Annotated in this window: 17 protein-coding genes and 1 pseudogene; 9 read left to right on the forward strand and 9 right to left on the reverse strand. The window is 72.7% G+C overall.

Annotated features, from left to right (window positions below; translation table 11 throughout):
* Window positions 1-96 precede the first annotated feature (96 nt).
* The 3 genes and pseudogenes from ACIHAR_RS13965 to mscL all read left to right on the forward strand — a co-directional run bounded on the left by ACIHAR_RS13965 (window position 97) and on the right by mscL (window position 2994).
* Window positions 97-930, forward strand: a complete 834-nt coding sequence (locus ACIHAR_RS13965) for an S-methyl-5'-thioadenosine phosphorylase (RefSeq protein WP_400019356.1) — start codon at window positions 97-99, stop codon at window positions 928-930.
* 750 nt (window positions 931-1680) lie between these two features.
* Window positions 1681-2139, forward strand: a pseudogene (locus ACIHAR_RS13970) (hypothetical protein); the annotation flags it as partial.
* Between the two features lie 381 nt (window positions 2140-2520).
* On the forward strand, window positions 2521-2994 hold the full coding sequence (mscL, locus tag ACIHAR_RS13975; protein ID WP_365463823.1) for a large conductance mechanosensitive channel protein MscL: 474 nt from the start codon (window positions 2521-2523) through the stop codon (window positions 2992-2994).
* A gap of 1 nt (window position 2995) precedes the next feature.
* Here mscL and ACIHAR_RS13980 read toward each other — a convergent pair whose 3' ends face one another.
* Window positions 2996-3178, reverse strand: coding sequence for a hypothetical protein (locus tag ACIHAR_RS13980; RefSeq protein WP_365463826.1), 183 nt, complete (start codon window positions 3176-3178; stop codon window positions 2996-2998).
* Between the two features lie 164 nt (window positions 3179-3342).
* Between ACIHAR_RS13980 and ACIHAR_RS13985 the strand changes: the two genes are divergently transcribed.
* From ACIHAR_RS13985 to ACIHAR_RS14000, 4 genes are all read left to right on the forward strand, one after another.
* Window positions 3343-4581 (forward strand): low temperature requirement protein A, encoded by a 1239-nt coding sequence (locus ACIHAR_RS13985; RefSeq protein ID WP_365463829.1) that lies wholly within the window; start codon window positions 3343-3345, stop codon window positions 4579-4581.
* A gap of 41 nt (window positions 4582-4622) precedes the next feature.
* Window positions 4623-5651 (forward strand): P1 family peptidase, encoded by a 1029-nt coding sequence (locus ACIHAR_RS13990; RefSeq protein WP_400019359.1) that lies wholly within the window; start codon window positions 4623-4625, stop codon window positions 5649-5651.
* A gap of 360 nt (window positions 5652-6011) precedes the next feature.
* On the forward strand, window positions 6012-7250 hold the full coding sequence (locus ACIHAR_RS13995; protein WP_400019361.1) for an Ig-like domain-containing protein: 1239 nt from the start codon (window positions 6012-6014) through the stop codon (window positions 7248-7250).
* A 195-nt stretch (window positions 7251-7445) separates the two neighbouring features.
* Window positions 7446-8192, forward strand: coding sequence for a DUF6227 family protein (locus tag ACIHAR_RS14000; protein WP_365463835.1), 747 nt, complete (start codon window positions 7446-7448; stop codon window positions 8190-8192).
* Window positions 8193-8505: 313 nt separating this feature from the next.
* Here the strand turns inward: ACIHAR_RS14000 and ACIHAR_RS14005 are convergent, their stop codons facing one another.
* The 5 genes from ACIHAR_RS14005 to ACIHAR_RS14025 form a co-directional block, all read right to left on the reverse strand.
* Entirely contained in the window at window positions 8506-8970 is a 465-nt protein-coding gene (locus ACIHAR_RS14005) for a hypothetical protein (RefSeq protein WP_400019364.1), read from the reverse strand.
* 201 nt (window positions 8971-9171) lie between these two features.
* Window positions 9172-11286: a fructose-specific PTS transporter subunit EIIC gene (locus tag ACIHAR_RS14010; RefSeq protein WP_400019366.1), complete on the reverse strand. Its 2115-nt coding sequence runs from the start codon at window positions 11284-11286 to the stop codon at window positions 9172-9174.
* Between the two features lie 400 nt (window positions 11287-11686).
* On the reverse strand, window positions 11687-12634 hold the full coding sequence (gene pfkB / locus ACIHAR_RS14015; RefSeq protein ID WP_365463841.1) for a 1-phosphofructokinase: 948 nt from the start codon (window positions 12632-12634) through the stop codon (window positions 11687-11689).
* Complete coding sequence (locus ACIHAR_RS14020; protein ID WP_400019369.1) at window positions 12631-13392, reverse strand: DeoR/GlpR family DNA-binding transcription regulator; 762 nt, start codon at window positions 13390-13392, stop codon at window positions 12631-12633. The genes pfkB and ACIHAR_RS14020 overlap by 4 nt, the downstream gene beginning before the upstream one ends.
* Before the next feature lie 310 nt (window positions 13393-13702).
* On the reverse strand, window positions 13703-15232 hold the full coding sequence (locus tag ACIHAR_RS14025) for an MFS transporter (RefSeq protein WP_400019371.1): 1530 nt from the start codon (window positions 15230-15232) through the stop codon (window positions 13703-13705).
* Between the two features lie 62 nt (window positions 15233-15294).
* Between ACIHAR_RS14025 and ACIHAR_RS14030 the strand changes: the two genes are divergently transcribed.
* A complete protein-coding gene (locus tag ACIHAR_RS14030; protein ID WP_400019373.1) occupies window positions 15295-16296 on the forward strand; it encodes a helix-turn-helix transcriptional regulator in 1002 nt (333 codons plus the stop codon).
* 165 nt (window positions 16297-16461) lie between these two features.
* Here the strand turns inward: ACIHAR_RS14030 and ACIHAR_RS14035 are convergent, their stop codons facing one another.
* Window positions 16462-17199 carry a TetR/AcrR family transcriptional regulator gene (locus ACIHAR_RS14035; RefSeq protein WP_400019417.1) on the reverse strand — a complete coding sequence of 246 codons (738 nt, stop codon included), beginning with the start codon at window positions 17197-17199 and terminating at the stop codon, window positions 16462-16464.
* A gap of 933 nt (window positions 17200-18132) precedes the next feature.
* A complete protein-coding gene (locus ACIHAR_RS14040; RefSeq protein ID WP_365463856.1) occupies window positions 18133-19131 on the reverse strand; it encodes a sigma-70 family RNA polymerase sigma factor in 999 nt (332 codons plus the stop codon).
* A gap of 204 nt (window positions 19132-19335) precedes the next feature.
* Here ACIHAR_RS14040 and ACIHAR_RS14045 point away from each other — a divergent pair, with 204 nt between their 5' ends.
* Window positions 19336-19866 carry an N-acetyltransferase family protein gene (locus tag ACIHAR_RS14045; protein WP_365463859.1) on the forward strand — a complete coding sequence of 177 codons (531 nt, stop codon included), beginning with the start codon at window positions 19336-19338 and terminating at the stop codon, window positions 19864-19866.
* Window positions 19867-20051: 185 nt separating this feature from the next.
* Here ACIHAR_RS14045 and ACIHAR_RS14050 read toward each other — a convergent pair whose 3' ends face one another.
* Window positions 20052-20813, reverse strand: coding sequence for a dioxygenase (locus tag ACIHAR_RS14050; RefSeq protein WP_400019419.1), 762 nt, complete (start codon window positions 20811-20813; stop codon window positions 20052-20054).
* Between the last annotated feature and the right edge of the window lie 32 nt (window positions 20814-20845).

The raw sequence follows: 20845 nt of genomic DNA on the forward strand, positions 1-20845 counted from the left end.
CCTTCCCCCGGGGCCCTGTCGTCGTACGACGGCGGGGTCCCCGGTGTTTGCGGAGCCGGGAGATGAGTGTGTTCGATTCCGGCTACTGTGCTGGTCATGGTGAACGCAGAGATCGGCGTAATCGGCGGCTCGGGCTTCTACTCGTTCCTCGACGACGTGACCGAGATCCAGGTGGAGACCCCGTACGGGCCACCCAGCGACTCCCTCTTCCTCGGCCGGATCGCCGGCCGGCGGGTCGCCTTCCTGCCCCGGCACGGAAGCGGCCACCATCTGCCGCCCCATCGGATCAACTACCGGGCCAACCTGTGGGCCCTGCGCTCCGTCGGCGTGCGCCAGGTCCTGGGCCCGTGCGCGGTGGGCGGCCTGCGCCCCGAGTACGGGCCCGGCACTCTGCTCGTGCCCGATCAGCTCGTCGACCGCACGAAGACGCGGGCGGGGACGTACTTCGACGGGCTGCCGCTGCCCGACGGATCGGTGCCCAACGTGGTCCACGTGTCCCTGGCCGACCCCTACTGCCCCGTCGGACGCGCGGCGGCTCTGAAGGCCGCGCGCGGCCGGGACTGGGAGCCGGTGGACGGCGGGACGCTGGTCGTGATCGAGGGCCCGCGGTTCTCCACCCGCGCCGAATCGCTGTGGCACCAGGCGCAGGGCTGGTCGGTGGTGGGCATGACCGGCCACCCGGAGGCCGCGCTCGCCCGTGAACTGGAGCTCTGCTACACCTCCTTGAACCTGGTCACCGACCTGGACGCGGGCGCCGAGAGCGGCGAGGGCGTCTCCCACGAGGAGGTGCTGCGGGTGTTCGCTGAGAACGTGGACCGGCTGCGGGGCGTGCTGTTCGACGCGGTGGCGGCACTGCCGGCGACGGATGAGCGGGACTGCCTGTGCACGAAGGCACTGGGGGGCTTGAATCCGGGGTTTGCTCTGCCGTAGTGGGGGTGGGGGGCCGCAGCGGGGGGTGGGTGAGAAGCCTCGGCTTCCGGGCGGGCGGGAGCGAAGACCCGGCTTCCGGGCGGGCGGGAGCGAAGACCCGGCTTCCGGGCGGGCGGGAGCGAAGACCCGGCTTCCGGGCGGGCGGGAGCGAAGACCCGGCTTGCAGGCAGCTTGCGGGCAGGCGGGGTGGAAGCCCTCGGACGGCGGTGCGGTGGCATCGGCTCGGCTGCGGACAGCGCTGCCGCCCCGGTTTCGGAGGCAGGCGGCGCGGCGACCTCCAGCCTCGGCACAGGCGGCCGGAGGCAGACAGCGCGGCGGCACCGGCTTCGGAGGCCTGAGGCAGGCGGCGCGGCTTCCCCGGTTTCGGGGGCGGCGGTCTGCTCTGCCGTAGCGGGCGTGGGGCGGGGAGAAACCCCCGGGCGGCGGTGCGGTGAGACCCGCTTGGCGGCGGACAGCACAACGGCAGGCGGCGCGACGGCGCCGGTATAGAAGGCAGGCGGCGCGGCGACCCCAGCCTCAGCGCAGGCCCCGGCCTTCCGCCGACCCGGCACGATCGACCGGTCGGTAGGTCGGTCGGTCGGTCGGTCGGTCGGCCTAGGAACCGTCGGCGGGCCTGCGCGGACACGGAACTCATCGTTCGGGTGAGGGAGTTGTCCACAACCGGCTGGTGGTCCACCGGCTCCTGCGGGCGGCGGCGCGAAGGCTCATCGTGGCTTCGCAAGCCGATCCCTCGTCGCAGGTGGTGAACCCGTGTCCCTCTCCCCTTTTCCGTCCGTCCCGCGTCCGCCCGGCGCGGACGCCCCCGCCCCGTGCGAGGTGCCGCAGTTCGCTCCCGTGCGCGTCCGCGGCGGGCGGTATCAGCTGCGGCGACTCGTACGCAGCCGCAGGCGTGCCCTCGCGCTCGGCCTGGCCGTCACCGCCGCCGCTCTCGTGGCGGCGGGCCCGGGTGACGCCGCCGGACGGGCCCGCGGGCATCCCGCCGGCGACGGGCACGTGCGCGGGCCGTCGTCCACGGGCGAGCCCGTGCGACGTCGTCCGACCGCCGAGGCCGTCGAGGCTCCGGTGCGGATCGCCGACGCGGCCACCGTACGGCTGTTGCGGCCCGGTGACCGGGTCGACGTCATCGCGGCCGAGCAGACGGCGGCGGGCGGCGAGGCCCGTGTGGTGGCGCGCAAGGCGCTCGTGACAAGGGTGCCGGAACCCTTGGACCGAGGGCCCGGCGGTCTCGGCGGGCTCGGGGCGAGCGCGCCGGACGGCACGGCCGACGTGACCGGTGAAGCCGACACGGCCGGTGGAGTCGAGGTGGCCGGTGGAGTCGACGTGGCCGGTGAGGCCGGTCTGCCCGGTGCGGTCGACGGCGGCGCGCTGGTCGTGTTGTCGGTTCCCCCGTCGACCGCGGCGCGCTTGGCGGGCGCGAGCGCGACGGCCCGGCTGGCGGTGACGCTGTGGTGAGCCCCGTCGTCCGCCTTCTGCGCGGTCCGCTGTCAACTGCCGCCTTGCTGCGCCTGGATTGGACACGCCCGTGTCGCGCTGACGTAGGTTGCGGAGCTGTTCGTTCCCCATCCTGTGCAAGCGAGGAGTGTCCCCGAGGTGACCGAGAACAAGAAGGAACCGAGCGTCTGGCAGGGCTTCAAGGCCTTTCTGATGCGCGGGAACGTCGTCGATCTGGCGGTGGCGGTGGTGATCGGCGCGGCCTTCACGAACATCGTCAACTCGGTGGTGAAGGGCATCATCAACCCGCTGGTCGGAGCGTTCGGCACCAAGAACCTGGACAGCTACAGCTCCTGCCTGAAGGGTCCCTGCACCGGCACGGGCGACAGCGCGACGGGCGTCCGCATCCTGTGGGGCTCCGTCCTGGGCGCCACGCTCACCTTCGTGATCACCGCGGCGGTCGTCTACTTCCTGATGGTGCTGCCCATGGCGAGGTACCTGGCCAAGCAGGAGGCGCGCAGGAAGGCCCGGGAGGGCACGCAGGAGGTCGTCGCGGTGACCGAGCTGGAAGTGCTCAAGGAGATCCGCGACGCGCTCGTGGCGCAGCGTGGCTCAGGGCACGACGCGCCGTAGTTCAGATGTGGTGGGGCGGCTTCTCGTCGAGGAAGCGCCTGAGGTCGGCCGCGCTGTCGCCTCCGGTCGCCGGTCGCTCGCCCCACCCACGGTCCGTGTCGTCCGAGGACTGCTGGTCCAGCGGGTCGTCGAAGATCAGCGCGGCCTTCGGCTCGCGCGGCTCGGGGGCGGAGGGGGTACTCATGCGTCCAGGGTACGGCCCCGGGGTCGGCCCGGCCGGGGCTCCTCAGGCCGCGACACCCGGGGCGCTGCGATGGCCGCCCACCGGCCCACATCCGCCCGCCGGCCCGACAACCCCGTGCACCCCCCGACAAGAAGTTCCCCCTCCTGTCTGCTGTGCTGGGTCCCATGACGACCAGTCCCCCTCCGCCGCCCTCACCCTCCGGCACCCCGGGCAACGCGAAACCCCTGCGCAGGCTCACCGCGCGCGGGCGCGCGGAGGCCCACCGGGTCACCTCACCGCTCGAGCTCTTCTTCGATCTCTGCTTCGTCGTGGCCATCGCCCAGGCGGGCGCCCAACTGGTGCACGCCGTCGCCGAGTCCCACACGGGCGAGGGCATCGCCAGCTACGCGATGGTCTTCTTCGCCATCTGGTGGGCCTGGATGAACTTCACCTGGTTCGCCTCGGCGTACGACAACGACGACGTCCTGTACCGAGTCGTCACGCTGATCCAGATCGCCGGCGTCCTGGTTCTCGCGGCCGGGGTGCCCCGGGCGTTCGAGGACCACGACTTCCTGGCCGTCACCCTCGGCTACATCATCATGCGGCTGGCCTTGACCACGCAGTGGCTGCGCGCCGCGCGGTCGAGCGAGGGTCCGGAGAGGACCATGGCGCTGCGCTACGCCGGCGGCGTGGTGCTCTGCCAGGTCGGCTGGCTGGGGCTGTTGCTGCTTCCCGAAGGCGGCAGGTACTGGCTGTTCCTCGTGATGGCGCTGCTGGAGATGTGTGTGCCGCTCGTCGCGGAGAAGGACCATTCGACCGCCTGGCATCCCCACCACATCGCGGAGCGCTACGGACTGTTGACGATCATCGTGCTGGGCGAGACGATCGCCGCGGCCACGGTCGCCGTGCAGTCCGGTATCGACGAGAGCCGCTCCCTGGACGAACTGCTGCCGATCGCCGCGGGCGGCCTCCTGATCATTTTCTGCGCCTGGTGGATCTACTTCGCTGTGCCGATCCACGGCCATCTGCGCACCAGCAAGCAGGCGTTCGTGTGGGGCTACGGCCACTACGTCGTCTTCGCCTCGGCGGCGGCGATCGGCGCGGGCCTGGAGGTGGCGGTCGAGCAGGCGATCGGCAAGGCCCACCTGTCCACGCTCGCCGCGTCGGCCGCGGTCACCCTGCCGACCGCGCTCTTCCTGCTCACCGTGTGGGCGCTGCACGTGCGCCACTTCAAAGTGGGTCTCACCCAGCAGCTCGTCCTGCCGGCCACGGCGCTGTTGGTGATCTGCTGCACCTTCCTCGGCGAGTGGGCGGTCCTCGCGACCGGCCTGGTCGCGGCGCTGGCGGTGGCGACCGGGACGGCGCTGACGGCCCGCAGGACCGCGCGGGCGAGCGCGTCGCCCGCGGCGGGCACGACGGTGTGACCTCGCCGCCCGCGGCGGCACGCTGGTCGAGACTGGGCCCCATGACACTTGACGCTCTGACGGATGTCGCCGGCATGCGGGTGGGCCACGCCACGCGCACCGGTGACGGCTGGCTCACCGGCACCACGGTCGTCCTCGCGCCCGAGGGAGGGGCGGTCGCCGCCGTGGACGTGCGCGGCGGCGGCCCCGGCACGAAGGAGACCGACGCCCTCGACCCGCGCAATGTCGTGCAGCGCGTGGACGCGATCGTGCTGACGGGCGGCAGCGCCTACGGGCTGGACGCGGCGTCGGGCGTGATGGCCTGGCTGGAGGAGCGGGGGCGCGGGGTGCCCGTCGGCCCGGACCCCGCCCACGTCGTCCCGGTGGTGCCCGCCGCCTGCGTCTTCGATCTGGGGCGGGGCGGCGACTTCCGGGCCCGCCCGGACGCGGCGACCGGCAGGGCCGCGGTCGAGGCCGCCGCGGCGAGCGAGCCGGACGCGCGGGTCCCGGAGGGCTGCGTGGGCGCCGGCACGGGTGCCGCCGTCGGGCCGCTGAAGGGCGGGGTCGGCACCGCCGGCACCGTGCTCGACTCGGGGATCACCGTGGCCGCGCTCGTCGTGGCCAACGCGGTGGGGTCGGTGCTGGACCCCGGGACGGGCGTGTTGTACGGGGAGTTGTTCCAGGGGCGCGTGGAGTACCCCGAGGCGCGCGTGCACGACGCCGCGCGCCGGCGCCTCGCCGAGAGCGCGGCGAGAAACGCGCCGGCTCCTCTGAACACCACGCTCGCGGTGGTCGCCACCGACGCCGACCTGACGAAGGCGCAGGCGCAGAAGCTGGCGGGCACGGCGCACGACGGCATCGCCCGCGCGGTGCGGCCGGTGCACCTGCTCCACGACGGGGACACGGTGTTCACGCTGGCGACGGGCACACGCCGGCTCGCCCCCGAGCACCCGCTCGCGCTGAACGACGTCCTCGCGTCGGGCGCTGACGTGGTGACCCGCGCGATCGTCCGGGCGGTGCGGGCGGCGGAGTCGGTGGAGGGGGCGGGCGGGGTCTGGCCGTCGTACACGGAGCTGTACGGGGGGAGGTGAAGGGGCGGACGGGCCGCCGGAGGGCTGGGGGGCACGGCGCACGGAGGGCGCGGCGCCATGACGGACGGACGGGAAATGTGTTCTGGCACTCGGAGAGCCGGAGTGTCGTAGCACCAGGACGGCAGGGCGCTGTGACGCCTGTGGGCCGGGGTATCACGGCGCCCAGGAGAGCGGTGTTGTCCTCACCGGGCGGCAGGGTGCTTCAAGCGCCCGGTGGGGCCCGATGAGGCCCGAAGGTCACGTCGGCGTGCGTGATTGTCCCGGTTCTGTCACGTGGTGGCGTCCGCCGCGCACGGCGGGAACCTTGCCCGGCGCAGGCTCCTCTTCCTCCACGTACTGGAGCGGACCACACACAATCACATGAAGCTGGAGCAGCCCGTGACAACGCCGGACATAGCAGCGCGGCGCGCACTGGGGGCCTGTGCCGTCCTGATGGTCGGCGCCCTGAGCCTGACCGCCTGCGGTGGGAGCGCCAAGGCCGGGAACGAGGACGACAAGGGCGGCAAGGACAGGGCCAGGACGTCCACCGCGAAGATCGTCATCTCGGCCGAGGACGGCTCGACGGGCGCGTCGATCAACACGACCGGCGTGAAGGTGAGCGACGGCAGGCTCACCGGTGTGACGATGACGGTGGCGGGAACCGGGGAGTCCGTGCCGGGGGCGCTGTCGGCCGACGGTAAGAGCTGGAAGCCGAAGGAGCAGTTGGAGCGGGGGACGAAGTACCGGATATCGGCGACCGCGAAGGACGACGACGGCCGGACGGCCGCCGCCAACTCCCTCTTCACCACCGTCACGCCGGCCAACAGCTTCATCGGCACGTACACGCCGGACAACGGCACGACGGTAGGTGTCGGGATGCCCGTGTCGTTCACCTTCGACAAGGTGATCAGCGACAGGAAGGCCGTGCAGTCGCACATCACGGTCACCTCCAGCAGTGGGCAGCAGGTGGTCGGGCACTGGTTCGGCTCGCAGCGGCTCGACTTCCGGCCGCAGGAGTACTGGAAGGCCGGCTCCAAGGTCACGATGAAGATCGACCTGGACGGCGTGGAGGGCGCGAACGGCGTCTACGGCGTCCAGAAGAAGACGGTGACCTTCACCGTCGGGCGTTCACAGGTCTCGACGGTCGACGTCGGCACGCAGACCATGACCGTGGTGCGGGACGGGCAGACGCTGAAGACCGTGCCGATCTCGTCGGGGAGCGCCCAGCACACCACCTACAACGGCCAGATGGTGATCTCGGAGAAGTTCACGCAGACGCGCATGAACAGCCGGACGGTCGGACTGGGTGGGGAGTACGACATCCCGGACGTGCCGCACGCGATGCGCCTGACGCGGTCCGGCACCTTCATCCACGGCAACTACTGGTACAACAAGGGCAATCCGCCGTTCGGCCGCGAGGGCACCAGCCACGGCTGCGTCGGGCTCGCGGACGTACGGGGCGCCCAGGGCGACACCCCCGCCAAGTGGTTCTACGACAACTCGCTCATCGGCGACGTGGTGATCGTCAAGAACTCCCCCGACGAGACGGTGGCTGCGGACAACGGCCTCAACGGGTGGAACATGGCCTGGAGCGAGTGGACCGCGGGGAGCGCCGAATGACGGGGGGGTCGTCCCGTTTCGGCGGGACGAGCCTCTGACCGGCGATTTCTGACGCATCCTCGGGCCGTGCGGGAACATCCCGTGCGGCCCGCGCGTTTTCCCGGCGTACGTTTTCTCGGTTCCCGGACATGATGTCCGACCGAGGGGCTACGGTATGCACCCACAAGGTGACATGCAGCAACGCCGGGAGAAACCTTGAGCGTTCCGTACGAGACGGCAGCGCACGAACCAGCCGAGTCGCCCGAGACTCCGGAGGAGCACCTCGCGCGGCTCCTCGGTCGCGCCCTGAACTCGTTCGAGCTGCCCGACGAGACGATAAGGCGGCTCGACTGCGCGCTCGCGCACGACAGCTCGCTGCACTCCGCGCACCACAGTGCGGGGCTGCACCGCGAGACGTACCGGCACACCTGGCTGCTGGCCGACGGCTCCGCGCTCACCCTGTGGGAGCTCGTCCACAACCCCGAGCCGGGCAGCGAGCCGCAGTGCGAGGTGTACGTCGACGAGGAGGAGCTGCGCGCGGCCACGGCCCGGCTGCCGCTGCCGCCGGACGGGCCCGACTTCGAGCTGCCGGTGCTGGTGCAGTTGGCGCCGGTCCCCGCGCCCCGGCACGTGTACGTGCCGGACGACTCGGCGGACCACGCGCGCCGGCTGCTGCGTCGCGCGGAGAACGCCGACCGGCCCGGCCCGGACACGGCCAGGCTGCTCAGGACGGCGTTCGCGCACCAGATCACCCAGGCCTTCGGGCGCCCGTGCCGCGCGGGCCGCATCGGCCTGGGCTTCGCGCTCTACGAGCACGCCTTCCTGCTCCGCGACGGCCAGGAGATCTCCCTGTGGGAGGTCGAGCACACGGCGACGCCCGACGGGCGGCACATGTGCGAGGTGTATCCGTCGGAGGCCGCGGCCCGGGAAGCGATGGAGCGGCGGGCGGCACAGGTGTCCTGAGCACAGCCGGGCCTCCTGCGGACAGCCGGGACTCCTGAGCCTGCGGGTCTTCTGCGCACGGCCGGGACTCTGAGCCGACCGGGTCTTCTGCGCACAGCCGGGACTCCTGAGCCAGAGGGGCCTTCTGCGCACAATCGGGCTCCTGCGCGCAGGTGCCCCGAACGGAGGTACCCCCGAGCGTGGGTGGCCCACACGCGTCCGGGATCGCTCCGAGTACAGGCCGTATGCGAGCCGATGCCGCCGAGTGCGGACCGTTATCCCGCGCGCACGTCTGCCCACGACCCGTCGGCTGTGGTGCGCGGCGGGCCTACGGTCAGTGGCTGCCGCCGAGTCGGCGGACGAGGCCCGCGAAGGCGGCCCTCTCCTCGGGGGTCAGTTCCACGGCCTCCCGGTGCGGGCCGACCTGGCGTTGGCGCGGGACGGCGGCGAGGGAGCCGTTCAAGGGACGGAACGCCTCACGGAACACGCCGTGGAAGTTTCCCAGCGCGCCGCGGGCGGGCCGGAGGGCGTCACGCGCGGGCCGGAAGGCGTCGCGGACGGTCCGCAAGGCGCCGCGGAAGCGCAGCCGGGCGCCCGCTCCGAAGGGGCGGGCTCCGGCGCCCCGGCACGGTACGCCCGCCCCGGAGCCCAGTCCGTCCGCCGCGGGACCCCGTGCGCCCGTGCCGTGAGGGCCGCCACGGCGCAGGACGCGGGCCCGGCCTGCCGGCCAGGCGGCGCAGACCAGGGCGAGGGCGGCGGCGCCGGCCGCCAGGCGGCGGATCGAGAGGTGCTCAGGCATGCGGTCAGTAGACATCACGGTCCGGGACTGCGAGCCCGGACCGTGACGTATCTCGCAGGTGGTGCAGGCCGCACCCATGCACCATCCCGCGCGAATGGTCCGTGACCGGCGTACGGGGCGACAGGAGGACGAGCGGCCGGTCGCGTCCCCGTTCTGCGAGGATGCGACCGGCCGCTCCATCAGGAACCAGCCCGCTCGCCGCTACGCCGCCACCGGCTGCTTCCGCTCCGCCGTCGCCGCGGCCGCGCCGCTCTCCGGCCCGGGGGCCGTGGCGCCGGGGACCGGCTTGCGCAGGCCCTTGAGGACGACGACCAGGGCGGTCGTGACGCACACGCCGGCCGCGATGGCGACCAGGTACAGGAGCGGGTTGCCGATCAGCGGGACCACGAAGATGCCGCCGTGCGGGGCGCGCAGGGTGGCGCCGAAGGCCATCGACAGGGCGCCGGTGACGGCGCCGCCGGCCATCGCGGAGGGGATCACGCGCAGCGGGTCGGCGGCGGCGAACGGGATCGCGCCTTCGGAGATGAAGGAGGCGCCCAGGACCCAGGCGGCCTTGCCGTTCTCGCGCTCGGTCTGCGTGAAGAGCTTGCCGCGGACCGTCGTGGCGAGGGCCATCGCCAGCGGCGGGACCATGCCGGCCGCCATCACGGCCGCCATGATCTTCATCGCCGAGTCGCTCGGGGCCGCCACCGCGATGCCGGCCGTGGCGAAGGTGTACGCGACCTTGTTGACGGGGCCGCCGAGGTCGAAGCACATCATCAGGCCGAGCAGGGCGCCGAGGAGGATGGCGTTGGAGCCGGTGAGGCCGTTCAGCCAGTCGGTCATGCCCTTCTGGGCGGAGGCGATGGGCTTGCCGATGACGACGAACATCAGGAACCCGACGATCGCCGAGGAGACCAGCGGAATCACCACCACCGGCATGATGCCGCGCAGCGCGACCGGGATGTTGACCTTCTGGATCGCCATCACCACACCGCCGGCGATCAGACCGGCCGCCAGACCGCCGAGGAAGCCCGCGTTGATGGTGAGCGAGATGGCCCCGCCGACGAAGCCGGGGACGAGGCCGGGCCGGTCCGCCATGCCGTAGGCGATGTAGCCGGCCAGGACCGGGACGAGGAAGCCGAAGGCGGCGGCGCCGATCTGGAAGAACAGCGCGCCCCAGCTGTCGGCCTGGGTCCACGCGAAGTGCTCCATGACCGAGGGGGCCTTGTTGATCTGGTAGCCGCCGATCGCGAAACCGAGGGCGATGAGCAGACCGCCCGCGGCGACGAACGGGACCATGTAGCTGACGCCGGACATCAGCCACTTGCGGAGCTTGGTGCCGTAGCCCTCGGTGGAGTCGCCCGCGCGTTCGACCGGCGTGCCGGAGCCGGCGGGCGCCCCCGACGTCACCTCACCGCGCTCGGCCTTGCCCCGTACCTCGGCGATCAGCGCCGCGGGCCGGTTGATGCCGGCCTTCACGCCGACGTCCACGGTGGGCTTGCCGGCGAAGCGGTCCTTGTCGCGCACGGGGACGTCGTGAGCGAAGATCACGCCGTCCGCGGCGGCGATGACGGCCGGGTCGAGCCGGGTGAAGCCGGCCGAGCCCTGCGTCTCGACGACCACCTCGACGCCCACCTCACGGCCGGCGTTCTCCAGGGACTCGGCCGCCATGTAGGTGTGGGCGATACCGGTCGGGCAGGAGGTGACGGCGACGACGCGGAAGGGGCGCGCGTCCTCACCGGCGCTCTCCAGGGAGGCGCCAGCGCCGGCGGCGCTCTCCTGGGAGGCGTCCTCACCGGCCGGGGCCGCGGTGGTGGCCGTGGCGGTGTCGGCGGAGGCCGCCGCCGACACCGCCACGGAGTCCTCGGGGGTGCCCTCGGCACCGGCCGGTTCCTCGTCCCCGCGGATCAGCGCCGCCGCGGCCGCCGCGTCGTCCACCGACCGCAGCGCGTCGGTGAACTCGGCGTTCATCAGCTGGCGGGCCAGCGAGGACAGGATCGTCAGGTGGGCGTCGTCGGCGCCGGCCGGGGCGGCGATCAGGAAGATCAGGTCGGCGGGGCCGTCCGGGGCGCCGAAGTCGATGCCGGCGGCGCTGCGCCCGAAGCCGAGCGTCGGCTCGGTGACGTGGGCGCTGCGGCAGTGCGGGATGCCGATGCCGCCGTCGAGCCCGGTCGGCATCTGGGCCTCGCGGGCGGACACGTCGGCGAGGAAGCCCTCCAGGTCGGTCACCCGGCCCTGGGCCACCATGCGCTCGGCGAGGGATCGCGCCGCCGCTTCCTTGGTGTCGGCGGACAGGTCGAGGTCGACCAGATCCGCGGTGATCATGTCACTCATCGCGGGCTCCTTCGCACGCGTATCGCCCGGAGCGTGGGGTGGGCGGGGGAGGGGACGGGGGTGGTGGGGGATGGTGCCGGGGCACCGGGGCCGGCGGTGGCGGGGCCGGCGCAGACACGGCCCGCGGAGTCCGGGCTCACGGGGGCGGGATCGGGGAAGCCCCGCCTGCGTGGTCCGGCGAGGTCGGCGGAGCGGCTCAGGGTGCCCTGCCGACCGTCCCGCGCGGCGAGTAACGGGGCGCCCCGCCGCTCACGGGCCGGTGACTCCGGGTCCGGCGTCTCACGGTCCACCGGCCTAGGACGCGCCGACCTGGAGTTCGTCGACCTGAAGTCCGCCGACCACCTTCGGTTCGCCGGTCCTCGGTCCGGTGCGGTGAGCGTCTCGGGGAGCGCGCGGACGGTCATGACACCGACTCCTTCAGTTCGCGGTCCACCGGCACCTCCGCCGTGACCGTCACCGCCGCCGGGTCCAGGTCGGCCGGGGTCGGCATCACGCTGCCGGGCAGCTGGACGGCGGCCGCGCCGTGCGCGACGGCGGAGGCGAGCGCCTGCGGGCCGCTGCCGCCGGCGACGAGGAAGCCGGCGAGGGAGGAGTCGCCCGCCCCCACGTTGCTGCGGACGGCCTCGACCCGCGCGAACGCGAACCAGGTGCCCGCGTCCTCCACGAGGATCTGGCCGTCGGCGCCCAGGCTCGCGAGCACGGCACGCGCGCCCATCTCACGCAGTTCCTCGGCCGCCTTCACCGCGTCGCCCACGGTCGCCAGGGGGCGGCCGACGGCCTCCGCGAGCTCCTCGGCGTTCGGCTTCACCACGTCGGGCCGCGCGCGCAGCGCCTCCAGCAGTGCCGGACCCGAGGTGTCCAGCGCGATCCGCGCGCCCCCGGCGTGCGCCCGCGCGACCACATCGGCGTACCAGGACGGCGCGAGCCTCCGCGGAAGGCTGCCGCAGCAGGCGATCCAGTCCGCCTCGCGCGACTGCTCGCGCACCGTCTCCAGCAGCAGTTCCTGCTCGGCGGCCGACAGCTCGGGCCCCGGCGCGTTGATCTTCGTGAGCGCCCCGTCCGACTCGGCCAGCGCGATGTTCGAGCGGGTGGATCCGGCGATCGGGACCGGCGCGACCTCGATGCCCTGCGCGTCCAGCAGGTCGGCGACGAGCTTGCCCGGCGCACCACCCAGGGGCAGGACGGCGACCGTGCGCCGTCCGGCGGCGGCGACGGCCCGCGAGACGTTCACGCCCTTGCCGCCGGGGTCCATGCGCTCGGTCTCGGCGCGGATGACCTCGCCGCGCGTCAGGGCGCGGACCTCGTAGGTGCGGTCGAGGGACGGGTTGGGGGTGACGGTGAGGATCATGCGCGTACTACTTCCGTGCCGCCGCGCTCGATGGCGGCCGCGTCGTCGGGGATCAGCCCGCTGTCGGTGATCAGCAGGTCCACGTCGCTCAGGTCGCCGAAGCGGGCGAAGTGCTCCTGGCCGTGCTTGGAGGAGTCGGCGAGCAGGACCACTCGGCGGGCGGCGGCGATCGCCGCGCGCTTGACGGCCGCCTCGGCCAGGTCGGGCGTGGTCAGTCCGTGCTCGGCGGAGAAGCCGTTCGCGGCGACGAAGAGGACGTCGGCGCGGATCTCGCCGTACGCGCGCAGCGCCCAGGCGTCCACGGCGGCGCGCGTACGGTGGCGTACCCGTCCCCCGACGAGGTGGAGCTGCATGCCGGGGTGGTCCGCGAGGCGGGCCGCGATGGGCAGGGAGTGCGTGACGGCGGTGAGCGAGGCCTCCAGGGGAAGCGCGGCGGCCAGGCGGGCGACCGTCGTACCGGCGTCGAGGATCACCGTGCCCTCGGTGGGCAGCTCGGTGAGGGCGGCCTTGGCGATGCGGTCCTTCTCGTCGGCGGAGGTGCTCTCCCGTTCGGCGAGGTCCGGCTCGAAGTCCAGGCGTCCGACCGGTATGGCACCGCCGTGCACCCGCCGGACGAGGCCGGCGCGGTCGAGGGCCTTCAGGTCCCGGCGGATGGTCTCCGCCGTGACCTGGAACTCCTCGGCCAGCGACAGGACGTCCACCCGGCCGCCGTCGCGGGCGAGCCGCAGGATCTCCTGCTGCCGCTCCGGTGCGTACATGTCCGCTCGCCTCCGACCGATGCCCGACCGACGCCCGCCCATGCCCGGCGGGCCTCCGACTCATGTCCGGGACCGTGCCCGAGCATGCCCGAACTTGTGGTTTCTCCTTGGAGGCTACGCCCACATGTCCAGGAAGTAAACAGGTTCGGGCCCCATCCGGGCATGAACGGACTTTCCAGTCAGCTCACCGGTCGGCCCACCGGTCGGCCCACCGGTCGGCCCACCGGTCGGCCCACCTGTTCAGGACACAGCCGAGGGGCCCGGCACCTGGGAAGATGCCGGGCCCCTCCGGAGAATCGTTCCGAATCGATCAGCCCACGGGCTCGGGCTGCCGCTCGTCGGCGACGGCGCCTCGCTCGGAGGGCTGCTCCCCCGCCCCCTCCACATGCTGCGCCGGGCGCTTCGGCAGGGCGAACATCAGCAGGAAGATGGCGCCCATCACCGCGGCCACCCACCCCAGCGCGTACTGGAATGCGTCGGCGTACTCCGGGCCCACCTCGGCCGGGGTGAGCCGGTCGCCGATCCGCCCGAAGAAGACGACGGACACCAGGCCGAGGCCGAGCGCGTTGCCCATCTGCTGCACGGTGTTGATGAGCCCGGACGCCGAACCGGCGTGGGAGCGCGGCACCTCGGAGAGCACCGCGTCCGTCAGCGGGGCGACGATCAGGCCCATGCCGACGCCCATCACGACCAGCGGGAGCGCCATCTGCCAGGGTGCGATGCCGAGGCCGTACCGCTCGGACTCCCACAGGTAGAGAAGGACGCCCGCGGCCATGGTGAGCGCGCCCGCCTGGAGCACCTTGCGGCCGAAGCGCGGCACCAGCTTCTGCACCGACAGACCCGCGGCCGTCGAGACGGCGAGCGAGAACGGCACCCCCGTGAGACCGGCGCGCAGTTCGCTCCAGCCCAGACCGATCTGCATGTACAGCGTCCAGACGAGGAAGAAGACGCCCAGGCCGACGCCGAAGACGGTCTGCACCGCGATGCCGGCAGCGAAGCTCTTCACCCGGAAGAGGGAGAGCTCGATCAGCGGGGAGCCGTCACGCGCGCCCTTGCGCTTCTCGTACGCGACGAGCGCCCCGAAGACGCCGAGGGCGCCGACCATCGAGAGGTGGCCCCACAGCGGCCAGCCCAGCTCGCGGCCGCGGGTGAGCGGGTACAGCAGCATCAGCAGGCCCAGCGTCACGAGGACGACGCCGACGAGGTCCAGCTTGAGCGCCTTCGGCGCGCGCGACTCGGTGATGAAACGGCTGCCGAGGATCAGGCCGGCGATGCCGACGGGCAGGTTGATGAGGAAGATGGGCCGCCACTCGAGCCCGAACAGGTTCCACTCGGTGAGCAGCGCGCCGAGCAGCGGACCGGAGACGGCGCCCAGCCCCACGACCGCGCCGAAGAGCCCGAACACCTTCCCCCGCTCGTGTGCCGGGAAGGTGGCGTGCACGATCGACAGCACCTGCGGGACCATCAGCGCCGCCATGCCGCCCTGGAGAATCCGGGAGGCGACGAGCATCTCGGGGTTCGCGGCGAAGCCGCACAGCGCGGACGCGACGGTGAAGCCACCGATGCCGATGAGGAACAGGCGCTTGCGGCCGTGGATGTCGCCGAGGCGACCGCCCGTGATCAGGCCCGCGGCGAAGGCGAGCGCGTACCCGGCGGTGATCCACTGGATCTGGCTGAAGGAGGCACCGGCGTCCCGCTGGATGGCGGGGATGGCGATGTTGACGATCGTGACGTCGACGAGGTCCATGAAGGCCGCGGTCATCACGATCGCGAGGGCGAACCAGCGGCGACGGTCACCTGTGGCGGACTGCCCGCCGGAATTGGCTTCGGTGGAGGTCATGTCCCGAACATAGGAGCGCATTAGGTCAGATCATGTCCTAGTGGTCGGGCATGCTCGACGACATGACGACGGACACTCCGGCACGGCTGCTGCAGCTCCTCTCCCTCCTCCAGACGCCCCGCGAATGGCCCGGCGGCGAGCTCGCCGGCCGGCTCGGGGTCTCCCGCCGCACGGTCCGGCGGGACATCGACCGGCTGCGCGAGCTCGGGTATCCCGTGCAGGCGACCAAGGGCTCGGACGGCGGATACCGGCTCGTCGCCGGCAAGGCCATGCCGCCGCTCGTCCTCGACGACGAGGAGGCGGTGGCGATCGCGATCGGGTTGCGCGCGGGCGCCGGGCACGCGCTGGAGGGCGTGGACGAGGCGTCGGTGCGCGCGCTGGCGAAACTGGAACAGGTGCTGCCCTCCCGGCTACGGCACCGGGTCTCCACCCTCCAGGCCGCGACCACGCCGCTGACCAGCGGAGACGGGGCGAGCATCGCACCCGAGACACTGACCGTGATGGCCTCGACGGTGGCCGGGCGGGAGCGGCTGCGGTTCGCCTACCGGGCCAAGGACGGGACCGAGACCCGCCGGCTGACCGAGCCGTACCGGCTGGTGTCCACGGGACGCCGGTGGTACTTGGTCGCGTACGACCTCGAACGGCAGGACTGGCGCACGTTCCGCGTCGACCGGGTCAGCGAGCCGTTCGCCACCGGCGCACGGTTCGCTCCCCGGGAGGTGCCGGAGGGCGACGCCGCCGAGTACCTGCGGCAGTCCATCCACCGGCGGCAGGAGACGTACGAGTTCGAGGTCGCGTTCGCGGCTCCGGCGCACGTCGTGGCGGGGCGGCTGCCGGCGCTGTTCGGGCGTCCGGTGGAGGACGAGGGCGACGCGGGCAGGTGTTCGCTGCGCGGGGTCACCGGCGATCCGGTGGAGTGGCTGGCGGTGCGGCTGGTCATGGTGGGGTGTGAGTTCTCGGTGCGAGGGCCGGGTGAGCTCGCGGAGTGCGTACGGGAGCTGGGCGGGCGACTGACCAGGGCCGGGGGCGCCGGCCTCACCGGGCGGCGAAGCGCCGGGGCGTGAAGGGACGGTCCTCACCGCGCCCCCTCCCGCTGAGCGCCCCCTCTCACTCGTCCCCCGGTCGCTCCCACTCGTCCCCCGCTCGCTCCCACTCCTCCCCCGCTCGCTCCCACTCCCCCCGCTCGCTCCCACTCCTCCCCCGCTCGCTCCCACTCCCCCCGCTCGCTCTCATTCCTCGCCCGGTCGCCCCTTCTCGCCCAGGTCCTGCCCCTCCGTCTCCCGTTCCGACCACCGGAACCCCCGCAGCGCCTCGAGATTCCGCAGCGCCAGCTCTGCCGGGCCCTGGGGGTCGCTCGCCGGGCTGTCCGTCATCGCCCAGCTCTCCACGGCCATCCTGACGGCGGCACTCGCGACCGCCGCGGCGAAGCGTTGGTGCGGGGTGGGGGTGAGGGTGGTGACGGACGGGGTCTCAGCACCGGTGGCCTGGGCGGACGTCGAGGCGGGGGCGGTGTCGGGGGCGGGAGTGGGCGCGGGAGCGGGAGCAGGCCCGGCAACGTTGTCGTACCGTGCGGTACGGGTCGCCAGGATCTCCGCGAGCGTCCCCTCCGAGGCACGGCAGACCTCGGCCCAGACCTTGCCCAGGGCCGGACTGCTCGTCGCCAGTCGGATCAGCGTGCGGACCCACTCCCATGAGGCCGCCGAGATACCGACGCCGGGCGTCAAGGTGCTCCGTACGGCGTGCTGCAGCGCCTCCGGCAGCGCCAACTCCGCCGGGGACTCGCGCACCGCCTCCGCCCAGCGCTGGGCACCGGCCGCGTAGAGGGGGGCGACGGCCTCCTCCTTGGTGGCGAAGTACCGGTAGAAGGTCCGCGGGGCGACGCCGGCTGCCTGGGCGATGTCCTCCGCACGGGTGGCTTTCAGGCCGCGGCTCACGAAGAGGCCGGCCGCCGCCCGGGCGATCTCCATCCTGGTCGCCGCTTTGCGCCGTTCGGTCAGCGAAGGGTTGGCGGGCGGGTTACCGGGCGAGGGCGGCGGTGCGGGGGTGGAGCTTGTCACATCGGCAGGCTATGCCCATGTGGCAAAATCTGCCATCCAGGCGGGCCACCCCGGGGTTCAGGTACGGGGTGCCCCGCCCTTTCATCATGCTCGCGCATCGGCGCCCTCCGCTCACGCGGAGTCCCTCCCCTCCGCAGACGCGGGGCTACACCCCTCCGCGTAAAGGCTCCACCCTCCGCATACGCCGCCGGAGAAGCGTCCCCACGGAGGTGCGATCCCCGCACGGAGACCGGCCTCAAAGAAGCGAGCCGGGTCCCGGCACCTGGGGGGATAGGCGCCGGAACCCGGCTCGGGGAGAGTCCCGGCGCCGGGGGGGGATTGCGTCGGGACGTGGTTTCTGGTGGCTCTCGCGAAGGGCTTCGGGGTTCGGCGGGCCCGAACTCCCGTGCCCTGAAGTCTTGTTCCCCCGGTCTTCTCGGTTGAAGCGGCGTTGTACCGCCATTGTTCGCGCGGACTTGCGCCACCCGGCGTACGCCGGTGGCATGGGCCCTCACAGCCACGCCGCCGCGTCACACCGGTCCCAAGCCTTACCGAACACCCGTGGCCGGCACTCAGCATCCCGCGCGGCCGCCGATCGCGCATCCCGTGCCCGACAGGACCGTGGCCCCGTGCCCCCGTGAACGCCTCACCTGTGGACGCGCAGCCCGGCACCGGCCAGCCGGGCCGGACCGCGGCGCACCCGCGCCCCCTGGCCGACGGCCTGCGGTCTCCCGACAGCGGCTGGTCGGTCGGCGGTCTCGCCACAGCGGCCGGGCGGCCGCCGGTCTCGCCACAGCGGCCGGGCGGCCGGCGGGCTTGCCCCGCAGCCGCCCTGAGCCACTTCGCGCGACGGGCCGCAGCCGCTTACGCCGCCGCCTCGAACCCGGTGTCCCGGGCCAGCTTCTTCAGCTCCAGCAGCGCGTGCTTCTCGATCTGCCGGATCCGCTCACGGGTGAGCCCGTGCTCCTTGCCGACCTCGGTCAGCGTGCGCTCCCGGCCGTCCTCGATGCCGTACCGCATCTTGATGATCGAGGCGGTGCGCGGGTCGAGGCGGTCGATGAGGCCGTCCAGTTCCTCACTGCGCAGCAGTGTGAGGACGGACTGCTCAGGGGAGACCGCGGAGGTGTCCTCGAGCAGGTCGCCGAACTGGGTCTCGCCCTCGTCGTCCACCGACATGTTCAGCGAGACCGGGTCACGGGCCCAGTCGAGCACGTCGATGACGCGCTCAGGCGTGGCACCGAGTTCGGCGGCGATCTCCGCGGGCTCCGGCTCGCGGCCGTGCTCGCGGTTGAACTCGCGCTGGACGCGGCGGATGCGGCCGAGCTCCTCCACGAGGTGGACGGGCAGCCGGATCGTGCGCGACTGGTCCGCTATCGAGCGGGTGATCGCCTGGCGGATCCACCAGGTGGCGTACGTGGAGAACTTGAAGCCCTTGCGGTAGTCGAACTTCTCGACCGCGCGCACCAGGCCGGCGTTGCCCTCCTGGATGAGGTCGAGCAGGGGCAGTCCGCTCCGGGGGTAGCGGCGGGCGACCGCGACGACCAGGCGGAGGTTGGAACGGATGAAGACGTCCTTGGCGCGCTCTCCCTCGGCGACGAGCGCCTCGAGCTCCTCGCGGGAGGCGTCCGCCTTGGACTCCTCGTATCCGTCGAGGACCTGTCGCGCGAACACACCCGCCTCGATGATCTGCGACAGCTCGACTTCCTTGGCGGCGTCGAGCAGCGGTGTGCGCGCGATCTCGTCGAGGTACATGCCGACCAGATCGCGGTCGGCGATCTCGCCGCCGTGGACGCGAACACTGCTTGCCGCGTCGGCCGTCTCGCCGGTGGCGGACTGACGACGGGCGACGGCACGGGTTGCCATGCGTGCTCCCTTGCGATGGTGGGGTCAGCGGGTGGTCCGTGGACACCGGGCCACTTCTCGGGTCCTCCCGGGACTCTCACCGGGACTCTCCTCGGGTGCCCTGCATCCGATGGAAACAACGACTGGAATCAGGACAGAATTCCCAACCCGCCCCTCATTTTTTCTGATCTTGCAGTACCCTGTCCGGCCACACGAGGAGGCGCGATGCGGTCGGAACGTACAGAGGTGCAGGTCAGGCCGGGGGTCGAGGGTGACCTCGAAGCCCTCACGGCCCTCTACAACCACTACGTACGTGAGACGCCGATCACATTCGATACCACGGTCTTCACTCCGGAAGAGCGCCGCCCTTGGCTGCTCTCCCACCCTGAAGACGGCCCGTACCGGCTGATGGTTGCCACGGAGAACGATCCGGAGGGCGACTCACAGCGGATTCTGGGCTACGCCACATCCAGTCCTTACCGCCCCAAGGCCGCCTACTCGACCTCGGTGGAGGTGACCGTCTACGTCACCCCGGACGCCGGCCGCCGCGGCGTCGGCACCCTCCTCTACGAGGCCCTGTTCGCCGCCCTGGCCCAGGAGGACCTGCACCGCGCGTACGCGGGCATCGCCCAGCCCAACGAGGCGTCGGTACGCCTGCACGAGCGCTTCGGTTTCCGCCACATCGGCACGTACGGCGAGGTCGGCCGCAAGTTCGGCAGGTACTGGGACGTGGCCTGGTACGAGAAGGAGCTCTGAGCCCTCTGGGCGGCATCCTCCGCGTCGCCCTCAGCCGCACCGGACCTCGGCAGCAACCGCCGCCCGGCCCCGAGCCGAACCGGACCTCACAGCACCCTCCGCGTCGCCCTCAGCCGGACCGAACCTCGGCAGCGCCCTCCGAGTCGAGCCGGGGCTGGACCTCGACAGCACCCGCCGCGTGACCCTCAGCCGAACTGGACCGACCGCTTCGCCAGCCCCATCCAGAAGCCGTCGATCACCGACTTCTGCCGGCCCAGCTCACCGGCGGCGTCGGCGGCCCCCATCGTCACGAAGAGGGGTGCGAAGTGCTCGGTGCGCGGATGGGCGAGCAGGCCCGCCGGCGACTTGCGGGTGAAGTCGAGCAGCGCGTCCACGTCACCGGCGTCCAGCGCCCGCCGACCCCAGTCGTCGAACTCGGCGGACCAGGCCGGGACGCCCCCTTGCCGCAGCGCGGCCAGGTTGTGGGTGAAGAAGCCGGAGCCGACGATCAGCACGCCCTCGTCGCGCAGGGGGGCGAGCCTGCGGCCGATCTCCATCAGGCGGCGGGGGTCGAGGGTGGGCAGGGAGACCTGCAGGACGGGAACGTCGGCGGCCGGGAACATCTCGACGAGCGGGACGTAGGCTCCGTGGTCGAGCCCGCGGTCCGGGATGTCCTGCACGGGCGTACCGGGGGCGCGCAGCAGCTTGCGCACGCTTTCGGCGAGCTCCGGCGCGCCGGGGGCGTCGTACGCCACCCGGTAGTAGTGCTCGGGGAAGCCCCAGAAGTCGTAGACCAGGGGAACCGGGTCGACCGCGCCGAGGGCGAGCGGGGCCTCCTCCCAGTGGGCGGAGACCATGAGGATCGCCTTGGGGCGGGGCAGGTCGGCGGACCAGGCGGCGAGCTGGCCGGGCCAGACGGGGTCGTCCGCGAGGGGCGGCGCGCCGTGGCTGAGGTACAGGGCGGGCATGCGCTCCGACGAGGCGCCCTCCTGCGGGGCGC

The organism is Streptomyces sp. NPDC052016, assembly GCF_044548445.1.
Taxonomy (GTDB): Bacteria; Actinomycetota; Actinomycetes; order Streptomycetales; family Streptomycetaceae; genus Streptomyces.

Bases quoted from the DNA above. Each gene is read 5' to 3' on its own strand.
- ACIHAR_RS13965 (WP_400019356.1), top strand. From the start codon at position 97: ATGGTGAACGCAGAGATCGGCGTAATCGGCGGCTCGGGCTTCTACTCG.
- ACIHAR_RS14005 (WP_400019364.1), bottom strand. From the start codon at position 8,970: ATGCCTGAGCACCTCTCGATCCGCCGCCTGGCGGCCGGCGCCGCCGCC.
- ACIHAR_RS14040 (WP_365463856.1), bottom strand. From the start codon at position 19,131: ATGGCAACCCGTGCCGTCGCCCGTCGTCAGTCCGCCACCGGCGAGACG.
- ACIHAR_RS14025 (WP_400019371.1), bottom strand. From the start codon at position 15,232: ATGACCTCCACCGAAGCCAATTCCGGCGGGCAGTCCGCCACAGGTGAC.
- ACIHAR_RS14020 (WP_400019369.1), bottom strand. From the start codon at position 13,392: ATGTACGCACCGGAGCGGCAGCAGGAGATCCTGCGGCTCGCCCGCGAC.
- ACIHAR_RS13995 (WP_400019361.1), top strand. From the start codon at position 6,012: ATGAAGCTGGAGCAGCCCGTGACAACGCCGGACATAGCAGCGCGGCGC.
- pfkB (WP_365463841.1), bottom strand. From the start codon at position 12,634: ATGATCCTCACCGTCACCCCCAACCCGTCCCTCGACCGCACCTACGAG.
- ACIHAR_RS14035 (WP_400019417.1), bottom strand. From the start codon at position 17,199: ATGGAGATCGCCCGGGCGGCGGCCGGCCTCTTCGTGAGCCGCGGCCTG.
- ACIHAR_RS13985 (WP_365463829.1), top strand. From the start codon at position 3,343: ATGACGACCAGTCCCCCTCCGCCGCCCTCACCCTCCGGCACCCCGGGC.
- ACIHAR_RS14045 (WP_365463859.1), top strand. From the start codon at position 19,336: ATGCGGTCGGAACGTACAGAGGTGCAGGTCAGGCCGGGGGTCGAGGGT.
- ACIHAR_RS14050 (WP_400019419.1), bottom strand. From the start codon at position 20,813: ATGCCCGCCCTGTACCTCAGCCACGGCGCGCCGCCCCTCGCGGACGAC.
- ACIHAR_RS13980 (WP_365463826.1), bottom strand. From the start codon at position 3,178: ATGAGTACCCCCTCCGCCCCCGAGCCGCGCGAGCCGAAGGCCGCGCTG.
- ACIHAR_RS14010 (WP_400019366.1), bottom strand. From the start codon at position 11,286: ATGAGTGACATGATCACCGCGGATCTGGTCGACCTCGACCTGTCCGCC.
- ACIHAR_RS13990 (WP_400019359.1), top strand. From the start codon at position 4,623: ATGACACTTGACGCTCTGACGGATGTCGCCGGCATGCGGGTGGGCCAC.
- ACIHAR_RS14030 (WP_400019373.1), top strand. From the start codon at position 15,295: ATGACGACGGACACTCCGGCACGGCTGCTGCAGCTCCTCTCCCTCCTC.